We start from the raw sequence: 20,569 nt of genomic DNA, 5'->3' as shown, positions 1-20,569 counted from the left end.
CTCCCGAATCGTGCCCTAACGCGTGTCCTCCATCTGATAAGTGACACGGAGGCAGAGCGTTCCCGGTTCATTCGCGGCCAGACGCGGCAAGACGTCCGGTAGTTCATGGAACCGGCATTCCCCGCTGACCAGCACCTCAAAGGTGGGATCGGCCAGAATTTGCAAAGCGAGGGCCAAGCGGTCGCCATAACTTCGGCTCGCGCGGCGAGCGGGCGAGACCATGCCGACCTGGCTGCTGCGGATCGTCAGCCGTCCCGAGTGGAAGTTCTCGCCGAGCGGGACGCTGATCCGGCGGTCGCCGTACCAGCTCAGCTCGATGACCTCGCCCTCCGGCGCGAGCAGTTCCAGCGACCGGGCCAGCCCGGCCTCACTCGCGCTGGCGTGCACGACGAGGTCGCAGTCGCCGAGCGCGTCCTCCGGTGTCGAGAAGTCGACACCGAGCGCTTCGGCGATCTTCGCGCGCCCGGGGTCGACGTCGATCAGCTGTACCCGGGTCGCCGGGAAGCCGGCCAGCAGTTTCGCGACGCCGCTGCCGACCATCCCGGCGCCGACCACGGCGATCCGGTCGCCGAGTTTCGGCGCCGCGTCCCAGACGGCGTTGACCGCGGTCTCGATCGTCCCCGCGAGGATCGCGCGCTCCGGCGGCACCCCGACGGGCACCGGCGTGACGGCCGACGCCGGGACGACGTAACGGGTCTGATGTGGATAGAGGCAGAAAACCACTTGCCCGACCAGGTTCTCCGGACCGCGTTCGACCACGCCGACGTTGAGGTAGCCGTACTTAACGGGGCCCGGGAAGTCGCCTTCTTGGAACGGCGCGCGCATGGCCTCTCGTTGACTCGCCGGGACCTCGCCGCGGAAGACGAGCGTCTCGGTACCCCGGCTCACGCCGGTGCACAGGGTGCGGACCAGCACCTCGCCGTCACCGACAGGAGGGAGCGTGACCGGCCGGAGCTCACCGTCACCGGAACCACTGAACCAGAACGCGCGTTCCATCGTGTCCTCTCATGTCGGACCCTGGAGACGGGGTCGCCGTCACCATAACGAGGAGGCCTCGTGATGAACCCCGGAATCTTCCTGGGGGTCCTCGTCCAGCTGGCGTTGCTGGGAACGCTGGACGCCGTCGCCGGACTGGGCCCGCTGGGCTGGTTCGCCGGAGCGGCCTACGGCATCGCCGTCGGCGGATTCCTGACCTACGGCCTGAACCGGAGCACCGCGCGCTCCCTCGGTCCGGCCGACGCCGTGACACTCGGACGTTCCGGGCTCGTCGGCTGCGTGACCGCCCTCGTCGTCGACACCGCGGGCCGGGAGATCGTCACGATGGTCGTCATCGCGTCGGTCGCGCTCGCCCTGGACGCCGTCGACGGGCAGGTCGCGCGCCGCACCGGAACCGCGTCACCGCTCGGCGCGCGCTTCGACATGGAGGTCGACGCGTATCTGATCCTGATCCTGAGCGTGGTCGTCGCGCAGTCGCTGGGCCCGTGGGTGCTCACGATCGGCGCGATGCGCTACGCCTTCGTCGCCGCGAGCAAGCTGTGGCCGTGGCTGAACGCTCCGCTGCCGCCGAGCATGGCGCGGAAGACGGTCGCGGCGGTGCAGGGCATCGTGCTGGTCGCCGCGGCTTCGACGATCCTGCCGCTCTGGGCCGGTTTCGTGGTGACGCTGGGCGCGCTGGGACTGCTGACGTGGTCTTTCGGACGCGACACGTGGTGGCTGCTGGAGCAGCACGCCTTCAGGGCCGTTCCCGCCGAAGTCGCGTGATCACGCGTACTGCGCTTCGCCGTTCCCGAACGACCAGTTGACCAGATCGGTCTCGTTGATCGTCACGAGCACGTTCCGCGGCTCGGTCCCCGAGTACTCCTCGGCGAGCTCCGCGATCCGCCGGTACAGCGCCTTCTTCCGTTCGTCGGTACGCCCCGGCCGCATGGTGATCGCGACGAACACGATCCCCTCGTCCCGGTGGATCCCCAGGTAGTCGTCGTACTTCAAGGTGCTCCGGCCGTTGAGGACCTGGAAGCGGTCGTCGGCGGGGATGCCGAGCGTCTCGACCATCGCGTCGTGGACGGCGTTGCCGAGGGCCTCGAGCTTGTCGGTTCCCTGCGCGTCGATGCGGACGAAAGGCATGTCAGTTCTCCTTGGTGGCGAGCAGGCCGAGGGCGCCATCGACGGCTTTCGCGAACACGTCCGGTGACCCGGCGGCGCGGGCGAGGACGTAGCCGCCCTGCAGCACCGCGACCAGCGCTGTCGCCGTGGCGAGCGGATCGAGCGCGGCGTCGAGTTCACCGGCCTCGCGACCCTCTTCGAGCAGTTCGGCGAGGCGGCCGGTGAGCCAGCCGAAGGTCTCCTCGACCGGCTTTCGCAGGTCCGGATCCGCCATCACGTCGGGATCCTGGGTGAGCTTGCCGACCGGGCAGCCCTTGAGGACGTCGCGCTCGCGGCGCAGGTAGACGGTGATCCGTTCGACGACCGTGCCGGGTCCGGTGAACTCGGCCTCCGCCCTGGCCCGCAGATCTTCGGCGTTGCGCCCGATCGCGGCGAGTGCGAGGCCGGACTTGCCTTGGAAATGGTGGTACATGCTGCCCTGGCCGGCGCCGGAGCGCTCCTGGATCGCCTTCGGGCTGGTGCCGACGTACCCGCGCTCCCACAGGAGTTCGCGAGTGCTCTCGATGAGCTGTTCCCTCTTGTCCACATCGAGACCGTACATACTAGTAGGTACAGAGACAAGTCGAAGGCGCGGGAGCAAGGGACCTTTGCTATCACTTCCGCGCCGATCCGCAGGTCAGCGCCCAAGTCCGCCGCCGCTCTCGCCCACCCGCAGGTGGGTGAAAGCGTGAAGGTCGAGTTACCTCGGCTCAGCCGAGCGAAGGAGACCTTCACGCGGCATCGCTGTGACTACTGGTGTCCCTGAGGCCACAGGTACCGTCCGGGTCTCCGTGAAGGCCCCCTTCGCTACCTTGAGGGTAGGGAAGGGGGCCTTCACGGACTTGAGCCGGACGAGAGCCCCTCAAGGAGGCCGTCACGGCAGGTCAGGAGCGCGAGTCCTGCCCGAACCGTTCCCACTCCCGGTCCCAGGCCGCCCGCCGCGCCCGGTCGAGCAGCTGCCGCGCGACCAGGTACCCCGCCGCCAGCAGCGTGACCGCGATCAGCCACACCCCCACCCCGACACCGACCCCCGTACTGGTCGCGTCGAGCGGCGTCACCGGCGGAGCGACCACGGCCTCGGCTTCGTCGAGCCACACGGTCACCCCGTCACCCGCCGAAGCGCCGAGATCGGCGGTGACGAGCTCCTCCCGGAAGGTCCCGTCCGGCAGCGCCCACCGAGCCGCCACCGAAGCCGTCTCGGCCGAAGGCGTTCCGTCGACGCCGACGCGCGCCGGCGGAGCGTCCTCGAGCAGGAACGCTGTCGTCGAGTGACGTGTGGCCGTCTCGAGCGCCGAGCGCGCCATCATGGTCGCGTAGGCCTCCGAACCGGCCGCCGCCGCCAGCGGGACGCCGAGCAGCGCCACCGCGACGCCACCGAGGAGGATCACCGCCTCGATCCGGTCCCAGACACGCGCGAGCGGATTCCGGCCGGGGTGAATCCGGCGCCACAGGAACAGAAGCGACACGACAGGCCTCCTTCACCGGTTCCCCACCGACAAGACTGCGTCGCGAAGAGCCGGAGAGATAGGAGGCTTTGGTCCCGTCAGCGGCGAGGAACGTGCTCACCCGGGACCACGTGCGCGGAAACGAATCGGTTCATCGCACCACGTGTTCGTACGCGGACTTCAGGTCCTCGACCGGACCCGGCGGCGCCACCAGCGGCCCTTTCGCCCAATCGCAGCCGAGTTCGTGCAGGACTTTCAGCTGCCGCGCGGTCTCGACCCCCTCGGCGACCACCACGAGGTCGACGGCGTGCGCCATCGCCATGATCCCGGCGACGATCGGCTCGGCGTCGCTCGACCTCCCGAGATCCGCCACGAACGACCGGTCGATTTCGATCACGTTCAGGTCGAGACGGCACAGCTGGGCGAGCGAGGAGTACCCGGCACCGAACCGTTCCGCGGTCACCCGGACCCCGGTCTTCCGTAGCGCGTCGACGGCGTCGGCCGCGTCCTTCAGCGCCGTCTCGTCGACGTCGAGACTCAAGTCGTTCGGGCCCAGCCCCGCATCTTCCAGAGTGGTCTGAACCAATTGCAGCAACGTGGGATCGCCCAGTTGGCGGACCGAAAGGCTCACATTCACATTACAGTGCACACCATGATCGGCACGCCATCGGGAGATCTCACCGGCGGCTTTGGCGAGGACCTCCGCACCGATGATCGTCAAAAGATCGCCGTCGTCGGCGATCTCGGCCAATTCCGCCGGATCGATCGGCCCGCGCACCGGATGGTCCCAACTGGACTTGGCCTTCACCGCGACCATGTCGCCCGTCCGCAGATCGACGACGGGCTGATAAACGGTTTCGACCAGGCCTTCCGCGACGGCGTTCCGCAGATCCTGCTCCAGGATGAAACGGTCCTGTACCCGTTTCCGCATGATCGGCGCATAGAACGCGTACCGGCCGGGGCCGAATGTTTTGGCCTGATACATCGCCAGATCGGCGTCTTCCAGCAATTCGTCGGCACTGCGGGAATCGCCGGGTTCCGCGATCACTATTCCGATGCTCGTATTGATATGCAGTTCCCGGCCGTGCACGGTGAGCGATTCGGCGAGATGCCGCTGGAGGTGATCGGCCAGCGCCCGCACCTCGGCGGCCTCGGTATAACCGGTGGTGATGACCAGGAACTCGTCCCCGCCGAGCCGTCCGACCAGGTCCGAAGGCCCGGCGGCGGCCCTCAGCCGCTCGCCGATGATGCGCAGCACCTGGTCGCCGACGGTATGACCGAGCGAGTCGTTGATGATCTTGAACTTGTCGAGGTCGATGAACATCACGGTGGTCGTCCGCGCCGGATCCGCGATCGTGAGCCGCAGATGGTTCAGCGCGAGCGTGCGGTTCGCGAGCCTGGTCAGCGGATCGTGGGTCGCCTCGTAGGCCAGCCGCTCGCTGATCGCCCGCCGTTCGGTGATGTCGGCGAAGGACGTCAGTACCGAGGGCACGCTCTGCCCCGGCGCCATCAGAGGACCGGACGTCAGCGAAAGCCACCGGTGTTCGCCGTCGCGCCGCCGCACTTGCACGACCCGCCCGGTCTCGACCTTCCCGGAACGCCGCACGCGCGCGGACGGCAGATCGTCGACGGGCACCGGGGCGCCGGACTCGTCGTGCAGCCGCAAAGTCCGGCTCTCCAGGCCGATCAGGGAACCCTCGGGTACACCGGAGATCCGGTGCGCCGCGGAATTCGCCAGCTCGATCCGCCCGCCGGGGCCGACCACCAGCACCCCTTCGTCGAGCGTTTCGACGACGGTGGCGAATTCGGCCTCGGCCCGGCGCTGCGCCGTCTCGTCGGCGCACAGCAGCACGTAACCGTCGAACATCTCGGCGGCGGAGACACGCACCGCGAGCGCCGTGCCGTCGGCGCTGAAATGCGTCGCCTGCACGACACCGCCCGCCGCGACGACCTCCCGCGGGCTCATCGGCGCGCCGACGACCTCGGCCACCGGCACACCGATGACCTGGTCGAGTTCATGGCCGTAGACGGCCTCGGCCGCCGGATTCCAGCTCGTCACCAGGCCGTCGGGCGAGGTCGCGATGATCGCGTCACTCGCGTGGCCGACCAGCGCGGCCTGAAACCGCAGACCGGCTTCCGCCGCTTTCTGCGTGGTCAGATCGCGCATGATCACCTGGTAGGCGGGTTTGCCCTCCCAGGTGGTGAGCACCGCCTGGGATTCGACGGCGACCTTGTGGCCCTGGAGGGTCCGCAGCGTCATCTCGGTCGGTTCACTGAACGAGCCGGGCGCGACCAGGGAACCGATCCGCGCCAGCAGCGCGTCCTGCGAGCCCTCGTCGACCAGATCCGTGATGTGCATCCCGATGATCTCGGTCGACACGCTCGCGCCGACGAAACGCATCGTGGCCGAGTTCACGAAAACGACTTTGCCCCGCTGATGGACACAGATCCCGTAAGGGCTCGCTTCGACCATCGTGAGGTATTGCGTTCCCAAAGTGCCGCCGTCGGGATTTTGCTCCAAAAGGCGGTACCCCTTGCCGAGAAAGGCGAGCGCGGGTTCGCCGCGCCGATCCCTCTCGACGGACAACTCGGTCAGCAGACGGACGAGCGAGGCATGACGGTCAGGTTCTCCAACCGTGCAGGTCGCGGTGCCGTTCGCTGGCGAGGAATCCTGATCCGAAGGCCGGTGGGTGTCGGGGGTCCCACCGTCGAGATCGTCAGGATCCATGTGATCCAAACCCCCTACTCGACTGATGTAGCTTCCGATTAGATCACTAAATCGACGTAGCCGTCCTCCTCGACCAGCTGATCGGTACGGCTTTTCCACCCCGGCGTTGACGGAATGTAGTTGAAGGGAAACACGTGCGGAGCAAAACAGACATCTGCGGCATCGGCGCCGTAACCGCCTACGGCTGGGGGCGCGATTCGCTGTGGGAAGGCCTCGCGAGCGGCGTCCCCTGCGCCCACTTCGTCGACGGCTTCGGGGAAACCCCCGAACTGCCCGGCTGGGTGGGGCACGTTCCCGAGGGCGGCAGACCGCGGGACGGCAGCCTGCACGCCCGCGCCCTGCTCGCCGCCGCACGGGAGGCGATCGAGGACGCCGGCGCACGCGGCTGGTCACCGGGACGGCGGGTGGGTGTCATCTCCGGCGGCGTCCGCGAGGACCTGCGGACCTGGGACAGGCTGACCGCGCTCGGCGAGGAACTCATGTACCGGCGTGAGTTCATCGGCATGATGCCCTCGACCCCGATCGCTTCGCTGATGTCGGAATTCGGCTTCCACGGCCCGTCCATGGCCACGTCCGCGATGTGCGCGACAGGCAGCGCCGCGGTGCTGACCGCGAAGATGTGGCTGGACGCGGGCATGGCCGACGACGTCGTGGTGGTCACCACCGATCTGTCCGCGACCCGCACGATGGTGCGCAACTTCGTGCACTGCGGGGTGGCGATCACCGACGCTCCCCCGCTCGACGCGTGCCGCCCTTTCCAAGAGGGCACAAGGGGATTCACCTTCTCCGAGGCCGCGGTCGCGGTGGTGCTGACCCGGCGGAAGACCGACTCGTACGCCACGGTGCTCGGCGGCGCCATGTCCCACGAAGCGCACAACGCGATGGCGCTCGACCCGGATCCGACGAACGCGATCGCGGCGGTGACCGACGCCCTGGAGAACGCGAACGCCGACGCGGCCGACGTCCGCTACCTGAACGCGCACGGAACGGGGACGAAACTCTGCCACCGGACGGAATCCCGGATCCTCGAGGCCGTCTTCCCCAGTAGTACGGAGATCTACTCGATCAAACCGCTGACCGGCCACAGCCAGTCGGGCAGCGCGCTGACCGAGATCGCGACGATCTGCCTCGCGGCGCGGCACGATCTCGTCCCGGCGCCGAAACCGGTGGCGGACGGACATCCGCAGCTGATGGACGGACCTTCGCGGCCGGAAAGCGGGCTCACCGTCAAGACGTCGATCGGGATGGGCGGGTACGTCGCCGCCGTCGTACTGGACACCGCCTAGATAACACACGGTCTCAACGTCGTCACGAAGTGTCATTTCCGGTGCTCATCGGGGTGATACTGCCAAGTAGCGATACGCACTAGGCACGGAGGCGGCCATGAGCCCGAGAACGGCATCCGACAATCTCGTCCACAACTACCTGTTCTTGCGGCGTGCCATCGGTTTCCTCGGGATCGGGCTGCCTTTCGTGCTGATCTTCGGGAAGATCGCCGTCGACGGCGGCGGCCTGCTCAACTCGATCAGCGGCTACTACTACTCGGGGATGCGCGACGTCTGGGTCGGCGTCATGTGCGCCATCGGCGTCTTCCTGTTGTCCTACCGCGGTTACGGCCGGATCGACGACATCGCCGGGAACATCGCCGCCGTGGCCGCTGTCGGGGTCGCGCTGTTCCCCACGACGCCGGCGAACGGCGACCGCACGGACGTGATCATCGGTTTCGTCCACCTCGGTTTCGCCGCGATCTTCTTCCTCACCTTGGCGTTCTTCTGCATCGTGCTGTTCACCAAGTCCGACAAGGAGATCCCCGGCGCCCGCAAACCCGAACGGAACCGGCTGTACGTCGCCTCGGGCATGATCATGCTGGTGTGCCTGGCCTTGATCGTGCTCTGCGGCTTGGTCTTCGACGACCTGACGAAGTCGCTCTACCCGGCGCTGTGGCTGGAGTCGGTGGCGATCCTCGCGTTCGGTGTCGCGTGGCTCACCAAGGGCGGGACGCTGCTTCCGGACAAGACGGTGACGCCGGGAACACCGGTGGCGGCCTGACCTGTACCGGAGCCGAGCCGATCAAGGTAAAGGAACCTTTATCATCGGCCGGGTCGTTGACGCCTCATGACCGATCGCATCGCACTCCAGCTCGGCCGCCGCGATCTGCTGGTGGTCGCGGGGATCCCCGGGGCGGGCAAGACCACCCTCCTGTCCCGGGCGGCGACCGGCGCGATGCCGGTGCTCGATTCCGACCAGGTCCGCGCGCGGCTGCGCGCACGGCTGCCCGCCGCACTGCCGTACCGGTGCTACCGGCCGCTGGTGCATCTGTGGCACCGCGCGCGGGTCGTCCGGTCCGCGCTGGCGTACGACGGCCCCCTGGTCGTGCACGAGCCGTCGACCCGCGCGACGACCCGCGGCTTGCTGGCCCTGCTCGGCCTGGTGAGCCGCCGCCCTGTCCGGCTGCTGTGGCTCGACGTCACCCCGGAGGAGGCCCGCGCGGGCCAAGTCGCGCGCGGGCGCGTCATCCGGCCGCACTCGTTCGCCCGTCACGTCCGAAGGGCCGAGAAGGTGCGCCGTGACCTGCGCGCCGGTTGGGTCCCCGCCGGCTGGCACGGCGCGCGGATGGTGACCCGCGAGGTCAGCGGGGCCCTGCGGTTCGTCACCGAGGAGGAGCCGGGGAGAGATCGTTCAGGCGACGTCCGGCTCCTCCCTCTCGACCGGCCCGCCACCCCCGCAGTGCGCGCAGGCTGACGGTTCCGGCTCGGGTTCTTCCGACGGACCGGGCCGATTCGGGTGCGGACACGGGTTCCCTGGCGCCCAGCGGAGACGTACCGGCATCGTCGTTCGTCCTTTCCACACCGCGAAGGAACCTCGGACCTCTGCTCCGTGATACGGACGTGCCGATCCCCCGGTTCACCGAATCCCCGGATCCGCCTCAGATACCGACGTAACTCTCGGCGAAGAAATCCTGGTGTGCGCGGGAAACCCGCAGGCTCTCGAGCCGGGCGTCCCGCAGCGCCCGCTGGAAGAGGGCCTCGTCGTCGTATCCGGCCGGGGCGTGCAGGAAGTCGATCATCCAGTGCGAGAACTCCTGGGCGCGCCAGATACGCGGCAGGCATTCCGCGGAGTAGCGGTCGAGCGCCGTCGTGTCGTCCTCTTCGTGGGCGGCGATCAGCGCCTTGGCGAGGATCTCGGCCTCCATCAGCGCGAGGTTCGCGCCTTTCGCCGCGGAGGGACTGATCAGGCTCGCCGCGTCACCGACGAGGAACAGCTTCCCGCGCTGGATCGTGTCCATCACGTGCGAACCCAGGTCCACGATCCGGCGTTCGACGACGGGGCCGCGTTCGAGCGCGCCGTGCCGATCGGCGCGCATCCGCAGGTGCAGTTCGTCCCAGACGCGTTCGTCCGGCCAGGTTTCCGGATCTTCACCGCGCGGGACTTCGAGGTAGTAGCGCGTCACCGTCGGCGTCCTCGCCATATGCCCGGCGAATCCGCGTTCATGGAGCGCGTAACCGACAGCGGACATACTGGGCGGCGCCTCGGCGAGGATCGCGAGCCACGAGATCGCGTGGTCTCGCCGGAAGACCCGCGCGGGAACCGACCTCCGCGAAGCGCCGTGCCTGCCGTCGCAGCCGGCGATGTACCTGGCGCGCAAGAGAAGATCATCGGCGATGACGGTGGCCTCCGTCCCCGACACCGACGACACCTCGGCCCCGAACCGGATCTCCCCGCCGCGGGCGAGGAATTCCGCGATCAGATCGGTGACCAGGAATTGCTGCGGATAGACGGTGTGCACCTCGCAATCGCCGAGTTCACCGTACTTGAGCTCGAATTCCCCCCGCTCATCGCGAAAGGCACAGGTATCGTGCCGGACACCGTTCTCCAGCAGTCCGCCCGCGAGGCCGTTGCCGTCGAGTACACGGACACTATTCGCGGCCAGAAACCCCGCTCTGGCACGGTTTTCGATATGTTCCCGGCTGCGCCGTTCCAGGATCAGGCAGTCGATTCCGGCCGCCCGTAAAAGATTTCCCACCACCAGCCCGGCCGGACCCGCGCCCACGATGATCACGTCAGCGTCGATCTTTCCCACGAATGCCCCCAGTACCGCTGCCCCGCCCCCTGCGGTCCAAGGTACACAAAATGTTTTCGCCAGGCGGGTGTTCAGCCCTTCTGGGCACGCGATCTCGCCCGCCGTTTCCCTTCGTGCATCGCCACGACACGCGCGATCGGGATCGTATGCCCCTGCTCGACGAGATCGGCGGGCAACGTCTGCGGTTCCGGCATCGCCTCGGCCCACGGATCCCCGTCACCGAGCAGAGCGGGCGCCGTGTGGACGGTGAAGTCGGCGGGGACCACGTTCGCGAGATCGTCCCAGGCCACCGGGAACGACACCGGCAGTCCGGGCCGCAACCGCGGGCTGTACGCCGCCGCGACCGTGTTGCCGCCCGCCCGCGTCGAATCGAGGTACACCTTTCCCTCGCGGTCTTCCACGATGTACGCGGTCGTCGCGACCGACGGGTCGATCTGCTCCGCACGGGCGGAGAGCGCGCGGGTCGCGGCCGCGACGTCTTCGAAGCCCTGCCCCTCCGCCAGCGGAACGAAGATGTGCACTCCCTTGGAACCGCTGGTCTTCACCGCACCCGCGAGACCGCAATCGGAGAGAGCCCGCCGCACCAGCCCGGCGGCCTTCACGACATGCGCGAAATCGTCACCCACGGGCGGGTCGAGGTCCAGGACGAGGTGAGTCGGGCCCGCGACGTCCCCCGCGGTCATCAACGTCGGGTGGTACTCGACGGCGCGCTGGTTCGCGAACCACAGCAGCGTGCGGCGGTCGTCGCACAACGCGTACGACACCTGCCGCTTCGACGTCTCCGCCCAGATCTCGTATCGCTTCACCCAGTCGGGCGTGTATTTGGGCAGATTCTTCTGCATGAACGGGTCCTGGCCGCGCAGGATGCGGATCACCGAAAGCGGCCGGTTCTCCAAGACCGGGAGGAGACGGTCCGCGACGACGTCCAGGTAGTCCACTAGGTCGCGTTTGGTCGCGCCCTCGAACAACGGCTGGTCGAGGTTGGTCAGCTTGACCCCGTCACGCTCGTCATCGCTCATGACGGTGAGCCTGACACAAAAGCCTCGTGAGTGGGTAAGGACGGTTCTAAGCCGAGAGTGCCTTGGGTACCTGCTGGGTTCTGGCTGCCGTTGTTGGTAGGTGCGGTCCGTGAAGGCCTCCTTAGCGGGCTTGTGTTTGCTGACCTGCTGGTGTGTGTGGGTTCGGGTGTGGAGGTTTCAGGACGTTGAACGTCCGGAATGTTCCTCGTTCGGTCGTCGGCCACGAGGTCGTGACCGACACTGCCTCGATCAACCAGGTGACTCGCGCGACGATGGACGATTTGGGACGTTGAACGTCCCAAATCCTCCACCGTCGATCCCCGAACAGATCGAGCCGCCAGCTACGCGCAGGTCAGACGTAGGTAACCATATGAAGGCCTCCTTCCCTCGGCTCAGCCGAAGAAACCTGACCTCGACCCCTTCCCCAAGTACGTGAAGGACCCCTTCATTGCGCCTGGCGCAATGAAGGGGTCCTTCACAGACTTCAAACCGGAATCGACCCTTAACTGATGTTCGCGTCGATGCAGGCGTAGAACGCGTTCGCCGTGTCGTAGACGTTCCAGCGAGCGAGGATCTTGTGCCGCCCGCTCTGCTGCAGGTTCACGCTGTGCGTGACCGTGGCGCCCGGCTGCGCACCGTTGTCGTTGACGGTCGCGACCTTCGCGCCGTCGACGAAGTACTCCCACGTGCTGGTGCGGTGGCGAGCCGTGATCGTCCACCGGAACGTGGTGGTACGGCCGAGGGAATGCACCTTCCAGCCCTTGCTGTCATTGTTGAGATCCGCGAAACGGCCGACGCCGCCGTTGCAGCTCATGAGCCCCTTGGGGCCCTCGACACTTTGCGGTTCCCATTTGATGTCACCACAGGAAACGGTGTTCTGAGCGCACTGCGCCTGCCTGCTCGCGGGCGAGGAAACATAACCGTGCGCGCTGGCGGTTCCCGCCGGGATCGCGACCAGAACCGCCGGCACCGTTGCCGCACCTGCCGCCAGGGTCAAAAGCCGTCGTTTGAAGCTCATGCCTACCCCTTTCCCATCTCTGCACTCACCGCGGGCCCGGTGGCGAAACCATCCGCGAACTCGGGGTTCCTGGGCCACGGCGAGGGAAAACCAACGAAGGTTGGGACCACATCCGCCGAAGCGCCGAGCAGGCGAATGTGGTCTAGACCATAATTGGTTCAGACGACTCGGTCAAGAGTAACCAACCGGGCACTTGGAGTCGTGAAGATCGAACAGGGGCTGTCAAGCCGGGCGATCAGCCCGCACCCAAACAGACGAACGGTCGCCGGAACGGATCAACCGCGACGGTGTCGGCCAACGCCGTCGCCGGTCCGGCACCTTCGGCGAGTCCGCGGTGGTAGTCGTCCATCGCGGCCGTCGCGGCCTCGTCACCGACTCGGCTCAACGGCGCGATCACCGTCCGCGAACCACTCGCGAGCAACGCGCTGGCGAAACCGAGGACTTCGTCGCCGGACCGGATCCGGTTCAGCGCCAGTTCGCACGACGCGAAGACGACCTGCGACGGCGGCTGCGCGAGCCCGGCCATCTCGTGCGCGAAGAGGGTGCCGTCGGCCAGTTCCAACCGGGAGAACAAGGCGTTCTCGGGCTCGTGCGCGCCATGCGCGGCGATGTGCGCGAGATCCGCGCCGTCCAGTGCCTGCAGGACGGACTTCACCGTCGCGTCCGGGCCGGTCAGCGTATGCGCGGTCCGGTAGTGCGTGACGAGTTTGGCCAGCTCACCCCTGGTCCCCACGAGGCCGGGGCCACGAACGAGGACGACCTTCCGCGACGGCGAGCCCGTCGAGCGTTCGGCGCCCAGCCACGCCGTCGCCGACGGGGCGACGACGATCGGCCGCGACCGCAGCGACGGCAGCACCCCCCACGGGACGGCGAACAACGGACCGGTCGGCACGACGACCAGGCCGCGATCCCCGAGCAGCCGCTCCAGCGGCCGGATGAGCTGGGTGTCGAGCCGTTCGGCCTGTTTCCTCGCCGATCCCAGTACCGACTGGACCAGTGGTGCGGGCAGCTGATCCGGCGCGAGGGCGTCGAGGTCCACGTTCAGCATCCGGGCGGACTCCGCCGCGAGTGCCGCCGAGCCGAGCCGAACCAGTTCGCACCGTTCGCCCGTGACGACGATCGCCACCAGGTCGTCGTCGGAGGACACGAAACTCACCAGCGCGCGCTCGCCCAGTTCTTCGGCGACCTCGGCGAGCCTCGAGATCGGCCGCGGCCTGCCCCAGCGTCCGGTATGCCACCCGAGCCGATGCGCCTCGCGCAACCGCTCGGCATGCTTCGCGCGCAAGACCGCCGTCGGATGCCCGTCGTGCTGCGCCTGGTGGATCGCCTGATCGAGACCGCGGACCTCGCCGACCCGCTCGGCGAGATCAGGGTCGGTCGCCGCGACGGGTTCGTACCGGTAACTCTGCGCGCGGGTCCGTTCCGTCCAGCCGAACAACCGGGCCGCGTCCGCGCGCTCGAGCACGATCTTGACCGCCAGATCCGCCAGCTCCCTGCCGTGCAAAGCCGTCCCGGACAACAGTTCGAGGCCGCCCATCCGGTCGCGGACGCGGTCGAGGTCGGTGAGCCCCGCGCGGATCTCGGCCAGCGCCTTGGCCTTGTCCCCCTCGGCGACAGCGAGTTCCGCACGGCAGAGCCGTCGCAACATCCGGTAGTCGACGGAGGTCAACCGCCCCGGCTGCGGAATCCGCGTCAGCAACTCGGCGGCACGTTTGCGCTTTCCCTTCCGCAGTTCCACCCGGACGGCCAGCATCCGCGCCAGCGCGGCCTGGTCGGCGAGCCGCGGCATCGGCATCCCGTTCGCCGCGCGCAGCGCGCGGGCCGTCAGATTGACCGGGATTTCGTTGGTGCTCAAGGCTTCCCGTACGTCGGCGCGAAGGCCGACGATGGTCGCGTTGGCGACGCAGGTCTGGCATCCCCAGCGCAGCGTGCGACGCCGGGCCGAAGAGGCGTACGTTCGCGCGAGCTCCAGGTCGTCGGTCATCAGCGCCGCCGACGCGCGGAACAGCTCCACCCCGCCCAGATCCCTGGTGATACTCCGCTGTTCCAGCATCACCGGCAGGATCTCGTCGAGATGGGCACCGGCCTCTTCGGCCAAACCCGCGGTCAACAGCGCTTCGGCCCGTTCGTACCGCAGCAGCGGCGGGATCTCCAGGTCGAGCGAACGGTAGATTCGTTCGCTTTCCTCGTAGAGCCGCAGCGCGGCGGGCACGTTGCCGACGCGGAGTTCCAGCGTGCCCAACGGGCGGCGGGCGTCCGCGGCCTGGGCTCGCAGGCCGTTCCGTTCGGCGAGCGACACGGCGCTGGCGAGGTCGCGCCTGGCCCGGCGGATGTCGCCGAGCCTGGTGTAGGCGAGCCCCCGCGTGGTCAACGTCCCCAAATAGGGATCGAGCGACGGCGCGGGGTCCTTTTCCATGGCGAGGGCGGCCTCTTTGTGCGCCAGCGAGGAATCGAAGTACGCCGTGCTTTCCTCGTTCCGCCCCACCGCCATGAGCAGGAGTCCGTAATTGTGGTCGAGCTGGCCGCGCAATTCCGCGTAGAGCCGGGGTTCGTCCACCGCCTTGAGCAACAGCCGGACGTCGTCCAGGCCGGCGAGGCCGGAAGCCACACCGCCACTGGTCTCCGACCCCACGGTCGCGATGCTGGAGGCCAGCCGGATCCGGGTGGCCAGCCAGTCGTGCCTGATCCGTTCGGCGACCGGATGGACCGAATCGAGCAAGGCCATACCCCGCCGCAGCAGAAGGATGCCTTCGCGCTGGCGGGCCGAACACGCGGCATCGATACCGGCGCGCTGGAGTTCGCGCGCCTTGCGGATGACCTCTGCTTGATCGAGCTGTGTAACCGCCACTGATCTATGACAGCACACTCCGTAGCCGAGAGTCGCCCGCCACCGGCGCGAACCCGGGTGACGGGCGAAACCTCTCAGCCCAGAGCGTTGCTCAGGGAGTGGGCGGCGGTGTCTGAGCGCAGCCGCCAGGGCACTCCCAGGCGCGCACGTTCTTGTGCTCGCAGTCGGGGCTGTGCTGGTGTTCTCCCTGGTCGGGCTGGGGCTGAGCCGGGTCGACCGGCTCTTCCTCACCGATGGGATCCTTGACGTCCGTAGGCGTCGACATTTGACGATCTCCTCCCCTGACGATCTTTCCTTGTCGTACCAGGCAGCCCCGTCACACCTGGGCCCCCTCTGTCCGCAGGCCCTCTTCCTGCGAACGGGGCAATAGTGCCACAACGGAGCAGTGATCGGGAGTTTTTACCTACACTGAGTCATCGGCGGCACCCATTAGGGGGACGCCTGGTTAGCAAACCTCACGATCTGCGCCGAATGGCCGATCGGGTATTGCACCGCCCCCGATCCGGTCGCGGGCCGAGATCATCACCGAACTCCTTGGCAACGCGGGGAAAACGGCCGGAAAAGCCGCGCACGCACTCGACGAAGCCCGCTGCGCCATCCGGCCTAAGATCCAAAGATTCTTGCGGCACAAGGGTTTCCGGTCACAAATGCCGGGGAACTCACGGCCTGTCGGGGGTTGACCGGCAAGACATCCGGAGGAGATAACGATGCCCACGTGGTTGGTCATCATCATCGTCATCGCCGCGATCCTGGTGGTGGGAGCGGCCGCCTGGTTCGTCGTCGCGGGGCAGCGCAGGCGGCGGTTGCGAGAGACGTTCGGGCCCGAATACGACCGGGCCGTCAAGGAACACGAAAACCCGCGGGAAGCGGAACGCGAGCTGTCGTCGCGGGTGAAGCGCCATTCGGATCTCGACATCCGGCCACTGCCGTCGTCCACAAAGGACCGGTACGCGCAGGAATGGGCGCTGATCCAGGAACAGTTCGTCGACCGCCCGTCCGGTGCCGTCGTCGAGGCGGACCGGGTACTGGTTTCCCTGATGGCCGAGCGCGGCTACCCGACCGAAGGGTACGACCAGCAGCTCGCGGACCTGTCCGTCCGGCACGCGAACGCGTTGCGGCACTACCGCGCCGGACACGACACGCTGGTGCGCCATCGGGATTCCGAAATGTCCACAGAGGACATGCGTGAGGCGATGAAGCACTACCGCGAGGTGTTCGAAGATCTGTTGACCGATGGTGGCGAAGGAGCGGAAACTCATGGAAAGCAGGCCTCTGGGAACCGAGGGAACGGAACCGCGGACCACGGAGAGCGTCGCGGGGACGACGGATCGGCTCGACGAGGAACGGACCGCTGACGGCGCCGACAACGCCCTGAGCACCGAGGATCTGGTGGCCGCCGAACCCGAGCCCGCCACGGGATCCACGACCGAACGCCACGAAGACGAGGCGCAGACGTTGTTCGACAACGTCGACGTGGACAGGTTCCGTGACAGCTGGCAAGGCATCCAGACGGCCTTTGTGGACGATCCGCAGCGGGCGGTCAAAGAGGCCGACGAACTCGTCGCCGTCGTGATCCAGAACCTGGCCGCGACCTTCGCGGACCACAAGAAGGAACTGGAATCCGCTTGGAGCCAAGGCGAACCCGCCACCGAAGACCTGCGGATCGCGCTGCGCCGCTACCGCTCGTTCTTCAATCAACTGCTGAGGGCGTAAAAGCGCTCGTGAGTGGCCGCGGGTGCGTTGTGAACGCCACTTTCGCAACCTTCAGTGTTGCGAAAGTGGCGTTCACAACGCCTGCACGTGTGGCCACCCCGATGTCGCGAAAGCCACTTTCGGGACGTCTGACGTCCCGAAAGTGGCTTTCGCGACACCCAACGGTGGCGAGTCTGCGCCGGATTCGACGGATGCCGCGTGAAGGCCCCCTTCATTGCGCTAGACGCAATGAAGGGGGCCTTCACGTCCTTCAAGCGGGCAAGGGCCCGGAACCGAGCGCATGGGCTCACGCGCCGGTCGTCGACCCCGGCCTCACGATCATCAGCACCGTCACCACGGCCCAGAGCAGATTGAACATCCCCGTGTACATCGCCACGCGCCCCGCCGTCGCGGGTTCCGACGGCGGGGCGGTTTCCAGCGTCGCGAGGATCGCGTTCTGCCCCGGCAGGACCAGCAACGCCAGCACACCGGCGGCCGCCGCGGTGAGCACGATCGACACGATCACCCACACGTCGCCGAAAACCCGCATGCTGCCCGCGGTCGCCAGCCCGAACAACGGCACGGCCACCCCGAAGATCGCGTACACCCGGCAAATCCGGTTGAGCATGCGCGGGACCGACAGCCCGGGGCCCGGTTCGGCGAACGCGCGCCGGGCGGCGGCCGGGAACATGCTCGCCGCGACGGTGACCGGGCCGACCGCGATGACGGCGGCGAGTACGTGGAGGATCAGGAGTACTTTCGACACCCGTCGACCCTAAGGTCGTCGCCCTGGTGGCCGATACGGGTGTTTTCGACGGATGTCACAGGATTCCGGCCACGCGCTACGTCCCAGGGCGTACGCCAGGTGCCGCCCGCGAACGGATGTGGTGCGGCCTCGCGGAGGCCACCCTTTGTCATCATGAACCTTCCCGTGGACACAGACGAACTCACGAAACGGTACGGAGAACACCTCGCCGTCGACCGGATGAAGCTGACCGTGCCGCCCGGCGAGATCTACGGTTTCCTCGGCCCGAACGGCGCGGGCAAGACGACGACGTTGCGGATGCTGCTGGGCCTCGTCCGGCCGACGTCCGGCAGCGTACGGCTGTTCGGCAGACCGCCCGGCGACCTCGACGGGGTCGGCGCGCTGATCGAATCGCCGGGCTTCTACCCGTATCTGTCCGGTTCGGACAATCTCGAAGTGCTGGCCCGGTACAGCGGAACGGATCCGCGCCGCGTCGGCGAGGTGCTCGCGCTGGTCGATCTCACCGATCGCGGCAAGGACCGGTATTCGACCTACTCGCTGGGGATGAAGCAGCGGCTGGGTGTCGCGGCGGCGCTGCTGAAGGATCCGCGGCTGCTGATCCTCGACGAGCCGACCAACGGGCTCGACCCGGCGGGGATGGCCGACATGCGCGTGCTGATCCGCCGGCTCGGCGCGGAGGGCTGCACTGTGCTGCTGTCGAGCCATCTGCTGGGCGAGGTCCAGCAGATCTGCGACCGCGTCGGCATCGTCTCCCGCGGCAGGCTGGTCGCGGAGAACACGGTGGCCGAACTCCGCGGCGGCACGGTGCTGCACATCGAAACCGACGAGGTCCTGCGCGCCGCCGATCTGGTGCGGCACTGGATCGGCGCGGAGAACGTGCGCGCGAGCGGGACCGGACTCGATCTGACCGTCGACCCGGAACGCGCGTCTTGGCTGAACCGCGAACTCGTCACGGAAGGGATCCCGGTCCGCGAACTGCACGTCCGCGAACGGGATCTGGAACAGGTCTTCTTCGAGCTCACCGGAGAGGTGGCAGGTCATGTGGGGTAGCTGCACCGCCGAGCTGGCGAAACTCGTCCGGCGTCCGGCGAACTGGTTCATGCTGGGGATCGCGGTCGTACTCGGCCTGACCTTCACCTACCTGCTGCCGCTCGCGGGCGCGGCGGGCTCGTCGAGCGGGGCGCCCGGCACGGATCGCGGGCTGGCCTCGACGATGCCGCCGAACCTTGTCGGCAACTCGATCGGCGGACTGCCGGTGTTCCTCGGGGCGATCCTGCTCGTGATCGGGGTACTGGCCGTCGGCAGCGAATACGGCTGGGGTACCTGGAAGACCGTGCTGACACAAGGCCCCTCGCGACTGACCGTCTACAGTGGAAAGTTGTTCGCACTGGCCGTCGCGACCCTGACGATCGTGCTGAGCGGCTTCGCGACCGGCGCGGTCACGAGCGCGATCATCGCGTCCTCGGAAAGCGAGCCGATGAACTGGCCCGCGTTCGACGAGCTCGTCACCGGGATCGGCGCGGGCTGGCTGATCGCGATGACGTGGGCGGCACTCGGCGCGGTGCTCGCCATCGCGATGCGCGGGGTGGCGCTGCCGATCGGCCTCGGCCTGGTGTGGCTGCTGGTGATCCAGAACCTGCTGTTCGGCGTCGCGGCCCCGCTGCTGGACTGGGTCGACACGCTCCAGCTGGCCTTGCCGGGAGCCAACGCCGGTTCGCTGGCCGCGTCGCTCGGCGCTTCCGGGGCGACGCCGGGGATCGGGGAACTCGTCGGCGTCTCCCAGGCGACGCTGGTGGTGGCCGGCTACCTGGTGGTCTTCGCGGCTCTCGGCGGCTGGCTGCTGCGGCGCCGGGATGTCCTCTGAAAGCGCGTGAAGGCCCCCTTCCCTCGGCTGAGCAGAGGGAAGGGGGCCTTCACGCGGGATCAGGCGAGGGCGTCGAGGTCCGCGATGACGTCCTCGGGCAACTCCAGCTTCGCGGCGGCGACGTTCTCGTGCAGGTGCAGCAGCGACGACGTACCGGGGATCAGGAGGATGTTCGGCGACCGCTGGAGCAGCCACGCGAGCGCGACCTGCATCGGCGTCGCGTCGACGCGGCGGGCGCAGTCGTCGAGCACGCCGGACTGCAACGGCGTGAACCCGCCGAGCGGGAAGTACGGCACGAACGGGATGTTGATGGCCGCGAGCGCGTCGAGGAGACCGTCGTTGGCGCGGTTCGCGACGTTGTACTCGTTCTGCACGCAGACGACCGGCGCGATGGAACGGGCTTCCTTGACCTGCTCCGCCGAGACGTGGCTCAGGCCGAGATGCCGGATCAAGCCCTGTTGCCGCAATTCGGCGAGGACCTCGAACGGCTCCGTGATCGAAACCGGGATCGGGAAGACGCCGTGCTCACCCGCGAGCCGCAGGTTGACGACGTCGAGCACGTCGACGCCGAGGTTGCGAAGGTTGTCGTGGACCGCGGAGGTCAGCTCCTCGCGCGAAAGCGCCGAAGGCCAGCCCTTGTCCGGAGTCCGCTTCGCACCGACCTTCGTGACGATGTGAAGGCTGTCCGTGTATGGGTGCAGTGCCTCGCGGATCAGCTCATTGGTCGTGTGCGGACCATAGAAGTCGCTGGTGTCGATGTGGGTCACGCCCAGCTCGACCGCCGCGCGGAGGACGGCGATCGCGGTTTCGCGATCACCCGGCGGCCCCCAGATGCCGGGGCCGGACAGCCGCATGGCGCCGTAGCCCATCCGGCTCACGGTGAGATCGCCGAGGGTGAGGGTGCCGCCTGGGCTCATGATCGCTCCTTGCTCGTGGGTCCGGCTCACCCTATGCAGGGCAGGCCGC

General features: G+C 67.9%; 20 protein-coding genes. 8 read left to right on the top strand and 12 right to left on the bottom strand.

Annotation, left to right across the window (positions count from 1 at the left end; all coding sequences use genetic code 11):
• Positions 1 to 15 precede the first annotated feature (15 nt).
• Positions 16 to 996: a zinc-dependent alcohol dehydrogenase gene (locus HDA45_RS27695; protein WP_184900134.1), complete on the bottom strand. Its 981-nt coding sequence runs from the start codon at positions 994 to 996 to the stop codon at positions 16 to 18.
• Positions 997 to 1,056: 60 nt separating this feature from the next.
• Between HDA45_RS27695 and HDA45_RS27690 the strand changes: the two genes are divergently transcribed.
• Positions 1,057 to 1,761 carry a CDP-alcohol phosphatidyltransferase family protein gene (locus tag HDA45_RS27690; RefSeq protein ID WP_184900132.1) on the top strand — a complete coding sequence of 235 codons (705 nt, stop codon included), beginning with the start codon at positions 1,057 to 1,059 and terminating at the stop codon, positions 1,759 to 1,761.
• Here HDA45_RS27690 and HDA45_RS27685 read toward each other — a convergent pair whose 3' ends face one another.
• The 4 genes from HDA45_RS27685 to HDA45_RS27670 form a co-directional block, all read right to left on the bottom strand.
• Positions 1,762 to 2,124 carry a tautomerase family protein gene (locus tag HDA45_RS27685; RefSeq protein WP_184900130.1) on the bottom strand — a complete coding sequence of 121 codons (363 nt, stop codon included), beginning with the start codon at positions 2,122 to 2,124 and terminating at the stop codon, positions 1,762 to 1,764.
• Position 2,125: 1 nt separating this feature from the next.
• Positions 2,126 to 2,689 (bottom strand): TetR family transcriptional regulator C-terminal domain-containing protein, encoded by a 564-nt coding sequence (locus HDA45_RS27680; RefSeq protein WP_184900128.1) that lies wholly within the window; start codon positions 2,687 to 2,689, stop codon positions 2,126 to 2,128.
• A gap of 337 nt (positions 2,690 to 3,026) precedes the next feature.
• Positions 3,027 to 3,608 carry an Rv1733c family protein gene (locus HDA45_RS27675; protein WP_184900126.1) on the bottom strand — a complete coding sequence of 194 codons (582 nt, stop codon included), beginning with the start codon at positions 3,606 to 3,608 and terminating at the stop codon, positions 3,027 to 3,029.
• 130 nt (positions 3,609 to 3,738) lie between these two features.
• Complete coding sequence (locus tag HDA45_RS27670) at positions 3,739 to 6,315, bottom strand: sensor domain-containing protein (protein WP_184900124.1); 2,577 nt, start codon at positions 6,313 to 6,315, stop codon at positions 3,739 to 3,741.
• Positions 6,316 to 6,449: 134 nt separating this feature from the next.
• Here HDA45_RS27670 and HDA45_RS27665 point away from each other — a divergent pair, with 134 nt between their 5' ends.
• The 3 genes from HDA45_RS27665 (at position 6,450) to HDA45_RS27655 (ending at position 9,057) form a co-directional block, all read left to right on the top strand.
• A complete protein-coding gene (locus tag HDA45_RS27665) occupies positions 6,450 to 7,601 on the top strand; it encodes a beta-ketoacyl synthase N-terminal-like domain-containing protein (protein WP_184900122.1) in 1,152 nt (383 codons plus the stop codon).
• Between the two features lie 97 nt (positions 7,602 to 7,698).
• The gene (locus HDA45_RS27660) at positions 7,699 to 8,364 is read left to right on the top strand and encodes a DUF998 domain-containing protein (RefSeq protein ID WP_184900121.1); all 666 of its coding nucleotides are present in this window, start codon (positions 7,699 to 7,701) and stop codon (positions 8,362 to 8,364) included.
• A gap of 66 nt (positions 8,365 to 8,430) precedes the next feature.
• A complete protein-coding gene (locus HDA45_RS27655; protein ID WP_184900119.1) occupies positions 8,431 to 9,057 on the top strand; it encodes an AAA family ATPase in 627 nt (208 codons plus the stop codon).
• Between the two features lie 184 nt (positions 9,058 to 9,241).
• Here HDA45_RS27655 and HDA45_RS27650 read toward each other — a convergent pair whose 3' ends face one another.
• From HDA45_RS27650 to HDA45_RS27630, 5 genes are all read right to left on the bottom strand, one after another.
• Positions 9,242 to 10,396, bottom strand: coding sequence for a 4-hydroxybenzoate 3-monooxygenase (locus HDA45_RS27650; protein WP_184900117.1), 1,155 nt, complete (start codon positions 10,394 to 10,396; stop codon positions 9,242 to 9,244).
• A 71-nt stretch (positions 10,397 to 10,467) separates the two neighbouring features.
• A complete protein-coding gene (locus HDA45_RS27645; RefSeq protein WP_184900114.1) occupies positions 10,468 to 11,415 on the bottom strand; it encodes a DNA polymerase domain-containing protein in 948 nt (315 codons plus the stop codon).
• 502 nt (positions 11,416 to 11,917) lie between these two features.
• The gene (locus tag HDA45_RS27640) at positions 11,918 to 12,433 is read right to left on the bottom strand and encodes a lytic polysaccharide monooxygenase auxiliary activity family 9 protein (RefSeq protein ID WP_184900112.1); all 516 of its coding nucleotides are present in this window, start codon (positions 12,431 to 12,433) and stop codon (positions 11,918 to 11,920) included.
• Positions 12,434 to 12,668: 235 nt separating this feature from the next.
• Positions 12,669 to 15,281 (bottom strand): CHAT domain-containing protein, encoded by a 2,613-nt coding sequence (locus HDA45_RS27635; RefSeq protein ID WP_184900110.1) that lies wholly within the window; start codon positions 15,279 to 15,281, stop codon positions 12,669 to 12,671.
• A gap of 91 nt (positions 15,282 to 15,372) precedes the next feature.
• Positions 15,373 to 15,546 (bottom strand): hypothetical protein, encoded by a 174-nt coding sequence (locus tag HDA45_RS27630; RefSeq protein ID WP_184900108.1) that lies wholly within the window; start codon positions 15,544 to 15,546, stop codon positions 15,373 to 15,375.
• 442 nt (positions 15,547 to 15,988) lie between these two features.
• Here HDA45_RS27630 and HDA45_RS27625 point away from each other — a divergent pair, with 442 nt between their 5' ends.
• Together HDA45_RS27625 and HDA45_RS27620 are read left to right on the top strand one after the other, a co-directional pair.
• Positions 15,989 to 16,636 carry a hypothetical protein gene (locus HDA45_RS27625; protein WP_184900106.1) on the top strand — a complete coding sequence of 216 codons (648 nt, stop codon included), beginning with the start codon at positions 15,989 to 15,991 and terminating at the stop codon, positions 16,634 to 16,636.
• Positions 16,539 to 16,994, top strand: coding sequence for a hypothetical protein (locus tag HDA45_RS27620; RefSeq protein WP_184900104.1), 456 nt, complete (start codon positions 16,539 to 16,541; stop codon positions 16,992 to 16,994). The genes HDA45_RS27625 and HDA45_RS27620 overlap by 98 nt, the downstream gene beginning before the upstream one ends.
• Before the next feature lie 286 nt (positions 16,995 to 17,280).
• On the opposite strand, the gene HDA45_RS27615 is transcribed toward HDA45_RS27620, so the two are convergent.
• Positions 17,281 to 17,739: a hypothetical protein gene (locus tag HDA45_RS27615; protein ID WP_184900102.1), complete on the bottom strand. Its 459-nt coding sequence runs from the start codon at positions 17,737 to 17,739 to the stop codon at positions 17,281 to 17,283.
• A 153-nt stretch (positions 17,740 to 17,892) separates the two neighbouring features.
• Between HDA45_RS27615 and HDA45_RS27610 the strand changes: the two genes are divergently transcribed.
• Positions 17,893 to 18,789, top strand: a complete 897-nt coding sequence (locus HDA45_RS27610) for an ABC transporter ATP-binding protein (RefSeq protein ID WP_184900101.1) — start codon at positions 17,893 to 17,895, stop codon at positions 18,787 to 18,789.
• On the top strand, positions 18,779 to 19,603 hold the full coding sequence (locus tag HDA45_RS27605; RefSeq protein WP_184900099.1) for an ABC transporter permease: 825 nt from the start codon (positions 18,779 to 18,781) through the stop codon (positions 19,601 to 19,603). Before HDA45_RS27610 ends, HDA45_RS27605 begins: the two co-directional genes overlap by 11 nt.
• 59 nt (positions 19,604 to 19,662) lie before the next feature.
• On the opposite strand, the gene HDA45_RS27600 is transcribed toward HDA45_RS27605, so the two are convergent.
• Positions 19,663 to 20,520 carry an oxidoreductase gene (locus HDA45_RS27600; RefSeq protein ID WP_184900097.1) on the bottom strand — a complete coding sequence of 286 codons (858 nt, stop codon included), beginning with the start codon at positions 20,518 to 20,520 and terminating at the stop codon, positions 19,663 to 19,665.
• Between the last annotated feature and the right edge of the window lie 49 nt (positions 20,521 to 20,569).

Origin of the sequence: Amycolatopsis umgeniensis (assembly GCF_014205155.1) — a bacterium.
Classification (GTDB): domain Bacteria; phylum Actinomycetota; class Actinomycetes; order Mycobacteriales; family Pseudonocardiaceae; genus Amycolatopsis; species Amycolatopsis umgeniensis.
This window is presented reverse-complemented; position numbering and strand designations above follow the sequence as displayed.